The 6,528-nt window shown below is 62.3% G+C and carries 7 protein-coding genes, 1 tRNA gene and 1 pseudogene; 3 read left to right on the forward strand and 6 right to left on the reverse strand.

Annotated elements, in window-relative coordinates:
- Positions 1 to 350: YbaK/EbsC family protein (locus tag EN745_RS26800; protein WP_145992144.1), on the forward strand; the 350-nt coding region annotated here is incomplete at its 5' end.
- On the opposite strand, the gene EN745_RS26805 is transcribed toward EN745_RS26800, so the two are convergent.
- The 3 genes from EN745_RS26805 to EN745_RS26815 all read right to left on the reverse strand — a co-directional run bounded on the left by EN745_RS26805 (position 351) and on the right by EN745_RS26815 (position 1,556).
- On the reverse strand, positions 351 to 707 hold the full coding sequence (locus tag EN745_RS26805; RefSeq protein WP_126054410.1) for a hypothetical protein: 357 nt from the start codon (positions 705 to 707) through the stop codon (positions 351 to 353).
- A 184-nt stretch (positions 708 to 891) separates the two neighbouring features.
- Positions 892 to 1,209: a BA14K family protein gene (locus EN745_RS26810; RefSeq protein WP_126054409.1), complete on the reverse strand. Its 318-nt coding sequence runs from the start codon at positions 1,207 to 1,209 to the stop codon at positions 892 to 894.
- Between the two features lie 179 nt (positions 1,210 to 1,388).
- Positions 1,389 to 1,556, reverse strand: coding sequence for a hypothetical protein (locus EN745_RS26815; RefSeq protein WP_126054408.1), 168 nt, complete (start codon positions 1,554 to 1,556; stop codon positions 1,389 to 1,391).
- Positions 1,557 to 1,713: 157 nt separating this feature from the next.
- Between EN745_RS26815 and EN745_RS26820 the strand changes: the two genes are divergently transcribed.
- Positions 1,714 to 1,789, forward strand: a tRNA-Thr gene (locus EN745_RS26820).
- 166 nt (positions 1,790 to 1,955) lie between these two features.
- Here the strand turns inward: EN745_RS26820 and EN745_RS26825 are convergent.
- The 3 genes from EN745_RS26825 to EN745_RS26835 all read right to left on the reverse strand — a co-directional run bounded on the left by EN745_RS26825 (position 1,956) and on the right by EN745_RS26835 (position 5,304).
- Positions 1,956 to 2,615, reverse strand: a complete 660-nt coding sequence (locus EN745_RS26825) for a TetR/AcrR family transcriptional regulator (protein ID WP_245455460.1) — start codon at positions 2,613 to 2,615, stop codon at positions 1,956 to 1,958.
- A gap of 158 nt (positions 2,616 to 2,773) precedes the next feature.
- Positions 2,774 to 4,201 (reverse strand): amidase, encoded by a 1,428-nt coding sequence (locus EN745_RS26830; RefSeq protein WP_127407211.1) that lies wholly within the window; start codon positions 4,199 to 4,201, stop codon positions 2,774 to 2,776.
- Positions 4,202 to 4,269: 68 nt separating this feature from the next.
- On the reverse strand, positions 4,270 to 5,304 hold the full coding sequence (locus EN745_RS26835; RefSeq protein WP_127422649.1) for an extracellular solute-binding protein: 1,035 nt from the start codon (positions 5,302 to 5,304) through the stop codon (positions 4,270 to 4,272).
- A 954-nt stretch (positions 5,305 to 6,258) separates the two neighbouring features.
- Here EN745_RS26835 and EN745_RS36580 point away from each other — a divergent pair.
- Positions 6,259 to 6,528, forward strand: a pseudogene (locus tag EN745_RS36580) (hypothetical protein); the annotation flags it as partial.

Raw genomic sequence — 6,528 nt, forward strand, 5'->3', positions numbered from 1 at the left:
GCGTCGAGCCGGGGCAGATCGCCAAGACCATCTGCATGCGGGTCGGCGAGCGGGTGCTGCTGGTGGTCGCCCGCGGCGACGCGCGCATCGACAACCGCAAATCGCGCGATGCCTTCGGCGGCAAGCCGCGCATGCTCGATGCCCAACAGGTGGCGGAGATCACGGGGCATCCGGTCGGCGGCGTCTGCCCCTTCGGCCTCGCCTCGCCGCTGCCTGTCTATTGCGATGTGTCGCTGCGGGCCTTTGACGAGGTCGTGCCGGCGGCCGGCGCCACCAATGCCGCCGTCAGGATAGGCGTCGACCGCATGGCGAGCCTGGTCGGCGCCGAATGGTGCGACATCTGCCAGTAGCTAGCCGTTCGGCAGCGCGCTCTTGCCCGCAATCTCGAAGAAGTCGAGCAGGATCGCCAGCCCGACGCCGCTTGCGGTGAAGATGAGGCCCGCGATGAAGATGCGGTTCGCCCGCTCGTAGATGGGCTTTTGCAGCGAACTTACGTCGAGCAGCAAGGACAGCGCCCGCATCTGCATCGCGATGCCGATCAGGATCGGCACGACGGCGAGTAGATGGTACGTTTGCCAAGGGATCGGATTGGCGGCCCAATGGGTGATGAAGCCCAGCGAAAACGCCAGCAGGATGCCGACGGTGGTGACCGTGCCGTTGCGAAAGACGGGCTCGATCAAGTCTTGCTTCGGGTCCTGTTCGTCCAAGCGTCCCTCCTCGGTTTGGCCGTTGGGGAGAGATTAGACGCTCGGAAAATCGCTGTACACCGCCGACGGCGGAGCCGTTTCCGCTTGAAAGTCTGTCAACGCAGCAGGGCCAGCCCCCTGACGGCAGAAGAAGGGGCCACCGAGAAGCCCCTTCTTCCGGTTGCCTGAGGCGGTTCACCTCCTCTCAGAGCTGGCAGTAATGACGATAGCCGTCGTAGCCGGCATAGGTGTCGGAGTATGGGTCGTAGCTGGCGTAGCGGGCGAGGCAGCGGCGGACGTGCGAGGAACCGCCGCCATATTCGTCGACATAGACAGGCTGCGGCTGCTGCTGCTGAGCGAGCAGGCTGCCGAGTACGAACCCGCCGACGCCGGCGGCAATGCCGATGCCGATCTCGCGGTGGTGGTGATGGCCATGGGCGGCCGAGGGCTGAACGGTGCCGGCCAGCGTGGCGGCGGCGACGGAGGTGGCGATGAGGCCGGAAACAATGGTGCGCTTGAACATGATGATCTCCTGTTGCGTGGGAGAGGCGATCCATCCGCCTCTTGATCATCAGTCGTCGCGCCCGCGAAAAAGGTTCGAAACTTTTTTGAGTAAGTGGGAAATAGTCAGTAGGAAGTAGTGTCGCCTACGCGGCCACCTGCCATTCCCTACTCACTATTCCCTACTGCCTACTCACTGGTTCATCCCATGCCGGTGATATGGCGCAGCCAGAAGGCGAGCGCGATGAAGCCGATGATGGTGGTGACGCCGGTCCAGTCGATGCTGGCTTTCTTCAAATCGCTGACGAGCTTGACCACGAGAAGCCAGGCCACCACGACAAGCGGGAAGATGATGACGAGCCGGATCATGCGAAAACCCTCAACCAGGTAATTGCATCTCGCCCTGATATAGGAAGCCGCCCTGCCGTTTTCAGGATGGCGCGGGGCCGCCCTCGCCGGGTCAATCAGCTGTCGCGAACGGAGTTTTGTCTTTACTGGCGCATGGAATATGCTACCGGAGCGCCATGCCCTTGTAGCTCAGCTGGTAGAGCAGCGGTTTTGTAAACCGAAGGTCGGCGGTTCGATCCCGTCCGGGGGCACCACCCTTCGCTCTTCGAGCTTCGGGTAGCAGGCCACCCGAAGATCGTTAGACGAAGGGGTGTCCTCCGAAGCCTTGGCGAAGGAGGACAGTCGACAGTTCGCTGCAAACAAGCCGAAATGGCGCACAACCGCCAGGCCGGCTGCCATCTGCGGCAGAGCCGGTAGATATTAGCGCTCAAGATCGAAATGCCGCGGAAACGCCTGATGCAGCAGCATCAGCATCGTCTTGCGCAGGACATTGGTGTTACGGCCGGAAGGGTTCAGGTGATCCCAGTACCAGGCGCCGTGAACCAGATAATTCAGGCTCTCTGATAAGGTGTCTATGTCGACGCCGGAATAGCCGCCACTGCGCGAGATCTCGATCAGCAGCTCGCGCGCTTCGGCCGTGTAGGCGAGGTCGCTCGGCAACCCGATCTCGTTGTAGATCTGCATGCTCTTGCGGTCGCTGGAGAACACGACGAAGACCGAAACCCACTTTGGATGCTGCCGCGCGAATCCTCGCGCGCATTCGACCGCGCCCAGCAGCCTTTCAACCGGCGACAGCCCGGGCGCCCGCACCAAGGTGGCCCACAGCTCATCATATCGATCGCTGAGATACTGCAGCACGGCCCGAAACAGGTTCTCCTTGCTGCGAAAATGGAACACGACCAGCGCGTTCGACGAGCCGACCTGCTCGGCGATGCGCTGCATGGTGACGCTCGCCAGCCCTTCATCGGCGATGAGGTCGATGGTGGCGTCGATGATACGCTGCACGCTCGCCTCGCCGCGCTCGCGCCGACGATCCTTGGGCGGCGCGGCATCATTCGCCGACCCCCTGCCATCAGCCATGGCGGCCCGTCTTGCGGCTGTTGCAGTTGCCCTGCGCTGCGCCATTTTCATCGGCCTTTTCTAGCCCGCGGCGGAACCTCCGGTCCCACAGCCATTGTAATATCGGGCGTCCGCCCGCCATAACCGACGCCAGAGAACGGTCGCGCCCCCGGGATTGCTCAAAGCGACGGGCGTGTCCCGGCGCTGTCATACCATTGGCCCTGAGCCGTCTCATAAGCCATCGCGGCGCGAAATACATCGGCATCGCAATAGGTGCGGCCGACAATCTGGATGCCTGTCGGCACGCCACTCGCCGCCTTGCCCGACGGCATGGAAAGCACCGGGCAACGGCTCATCATGTTGAACGGTGTCGTCATCACCCAGCCCAGCGACGCGTTCACCTGCCTGCCGTTGATCTCGACAGTGTCCGTGGTCTGATCGAACTCGGCAGGCACCGCGGGGATAGCGTTCGTCGGGCAGATCAGCACATCGTACTTTTCAAGCAACGGACCCAATGTCTGATACATCCGGGCCGCCACCTCCAGGGTTCCGACAAAGTCCGTGGCCTTCGACTTCTGCCCCTCCTCGGCAAACCGACGCGCATAGCTGGTCATGTCGTCGCCATGCTCCTCGAGCAGTTGCGACAGCGAGGCGCCGAAGAGATGCTCGAGATAGGCCATGCCGGCCTTGAGCACCTCGTCGCCCCAGCCCAGATCGACTTCCTCGACCGTGGCGCCGAGCGAGCGGAAGACATCGCATGCGGCAAGCGTGTTCCTGCGCACATCGGCGTCCACTTCGAAGGAGCCGAGATCCATCGAGAAAGCAATCTTCCAGCCCTTGATGGGCTTGTAATCGAGCGGCAGGCGCAGCTTCGGGCGCAGTGTGGCGATGTCCAGCGGGCTCGGTCCCGCCATGACGTTCTGCAGCAGGATCGCATCCCCAACGTTTCGCGCCAGCGGTCCGGTGTGGCAATAGAAGTCCAGATTGAACGGCGGCTCGTCGGGATTGCGACCGTAGGGCGGCTTGAAACCGACAAGGCCGCAGGCCGATGCGGGGATGCGGATCGACCCGGCGATGTCCGAACCGGTCGCTATCGCGGATGTGCCCGAAGCCAGCGTCGCTGCGGCACCCCCGGACGAACCGCCGGGCGTGAAGTCCGGATTCCACGGATTGCGGGTGACGCCCCACCGCCTCGACCAGGTGTAGCCGGCGCAGCTGAATTCGGGCGTCGCCGTGCGCGCATGGACGATGCCGCCCGCCTTGATGATGCGCTCGTTCATCGTCGAAGTATGGCCGCATACGGCATCCCTGGTCAGCAGCGAGCCATGCGAAGTCGGCTTGCCCTTGATATAGCTCTCATCCTTGATGCCGATCGGCAGTCCTTCGAGAGCTCCGGTCCGGGCGCCCCTGGCGTATTTCGCCTCTGCTTTCCTGGCCAGCTTCATCGCCTCGTCGAAATGCGTGAAGGTGAAGCAGTTGATCGTCTCCTTCGTCGCCTCGGCGCGGTCGATGACCGCCTGCATCAGCTCCACAGGCGAGAGCTGCTTTGCCTTGAACCGCCGCAGCGCTTCGCTCGCCGGCATGTAGCAGAGATCGAGATTGGTCATGGGCAGTCTCCTGCGGTCGGCGGACCGCACGCGGTCCGGCGACTGTGGCCGGAACGGTTTCGGCGCGGCTATTTCTGAAGGTCGGTCCAGATCTTCGTATAAAGCGCCTGCACGTCCGGCGGACAGGCCGGCATGAACTTGCCCTTGGCGGCGAATTCAGCCGGAACCTCGACCTCCGGCGCCCCCTTCATGTCGTCCGGCATGAAGGGCTCGGATCCCTTGATGCCGTTCGCGTAGTGCGCGAAGGCCGAGATCATCGCCGCGTTCTTCGGATCCATGATGAAGTTCTGGAACAGCTTGGCGTTCTCGACATTCTTTGCGTCCTTGAGAACCGCGACATTGTCCATCCAGATCGGATAGCCTTCCTTCGGATAGCCATAGACGATCTTGCCGTTCTCCAGCCGCTCGCGCAGCGATATGCCGTTCCAGTTCACGCCGGCCGCGATGTCGCCCCTGCCGAGGCCATCGACGGCCGCATAATCGAAGGAAAGCCATTTCGCCTTGGCCTCGACCAGCTTGTCACGCACCTTTTTCAGCACCTGCTTGTCGTCGGTGCAGTATTCGCCGCCGAAATAGGAGATGGTGAGGAAAAGGATGTCGCCCATCTCCGGCACGACATTGATCTTGCCGACGAGCTCGGCGGGCGGGTCGAGGAAAATTGCCGACGTGTTCGGGTCGCCGGAATACACCGACTTGTTTACAGACACACCGGTCGTGCCCCACTGCCATGGAACGGTGTATTTGCGGCCTGGATCGAACGGAACGTCGACCCATTTTGGATCGACGTTCTTGAAGTTCTCCATCTTGTTGGGGTCGGTCTCCAGCAGCAGCCCTTCGCTTATCCAGATCGGCATGACACTGGCCGATGGCACGACGATATCGTAGCCCGAAGCGCCTTGGCGCACCTTGGCCAGCGCTGTGTCGTTCGAGTCGTAATCGGTGACAGTCACCTTGACCTTGTAGGTCTCCTCGAACTTCTTGATGAGGTCGGGGTTAGTGTAGTTGCCCCAATTGTAGATGTTGAGCTCGCCGTCGGCGCGGGCCATGCCCGTCGCGGCCATCAGCGACAGCCCGGCGGCCGTCGCGGTCGATTTCCAGTTCATGCTGCTTCTCCCATTGTTGGGACCGGCCACAAATGCGGCCTCGGTCCAATGAAGATAGTTCCCGTTCCGTGGCCATTCACCGGCGGACGCCAGCTGGCCAACTCAATGCAAGGAATAACTATGACTAAACATACAGTCAACATCTTTTAGGCGACATTACCCAGTTGGCCCGTTGAAGGCACAATCGCTGATTGGGGCGGCAAGCACCCTGCCAGAGGCCTCTTTCGGCCATCGGCAACCGGAATTGACGCGCCGATGCGCCGGCGAACGTGTCATGTATCGTCAAACGCGAGGCCATAGACGGATTGGGCAAGCTTCGGCGTGAACAGCCGCGGCTTACAGGGTCGGGGGTTATTCGCCTTTTTCTGACGGCAGTGCTGTTGATGACCATGGCGCTCTTCCTCGCCGCGCGCGGCGAGGAGCGTATCGCCTTGGTCGTCGCCGGTCCGACCTATGACGGTTCGCCGGCCTAAGCCAATGCCAATGGCAGCGCCGAGCGGATCGCGGCGAGCTTGCGGGAGGTCGGCTTCACAGTCCGGCTACCGAGTGACTGCGAGTATCGAACCGGGATGCAGTCCATCAGGCCCAGCCTACAGGAGTTGATGACAACGGAGGCGAATTCCGCACCACAGGGCTTGGGCATATGCGCGCCAAAACTGTCAACCTGATTATTCTCGCCGGCATGTTCGGTGTGCTTGCGGTGGTCGTAGATTGCGCGGTGGCTTGGCGCAGCGGTCTTACAGCGACCTTTGCGGACAGGGCGTCCCAGCTGCGTCGCCGCAGCGCGAAGCAGTCGGCTCGGGTCGGAAGCTCATATCCTCCGAGCGGCGCACCAACTCGGCGAAAACGAGGGCAAAACTTCCCAGCATCAGGAAGACGATGATTAGGCGTGTCACCGGCAATAGACAGGTCTCGACTGGCTAGCCCCCACCAACCCATCCACTGCCGGCTAACATGACCGATCCGGCTTTACGAGAGCTTAAGCTCCGCCTTAACCATCACGTTCGCCTGTTGGCCGACACAATGCGCGAGCGGTCCTTTTGGCAGCCATTGGCGAACACCGCCGCGCCCTTTGCACATGCGGGCGGCCCATGCTACCCCGGCGCTGGCGCGGCTGCGAACCGGTCGCCGCCAGCCGGTCGTCATCGGAAAGCCATGAGCAAAGCCACCAGCCGTTTCGCCTTCGTCTCGTCCGACACCGCCGACGCCAGGGCGGCACTGGAA

The organism is Mesorhizobium sp. M4A.F.Ca.ET.022.05.2.1, assembly GCF_003998845.1.
Classification (GTDB): domain Bacteria; phylum Pseudomonadota; class Alphaproteobacteria; order Rhizobiales; family Rhizobiaceae; genus Mesorhizobium.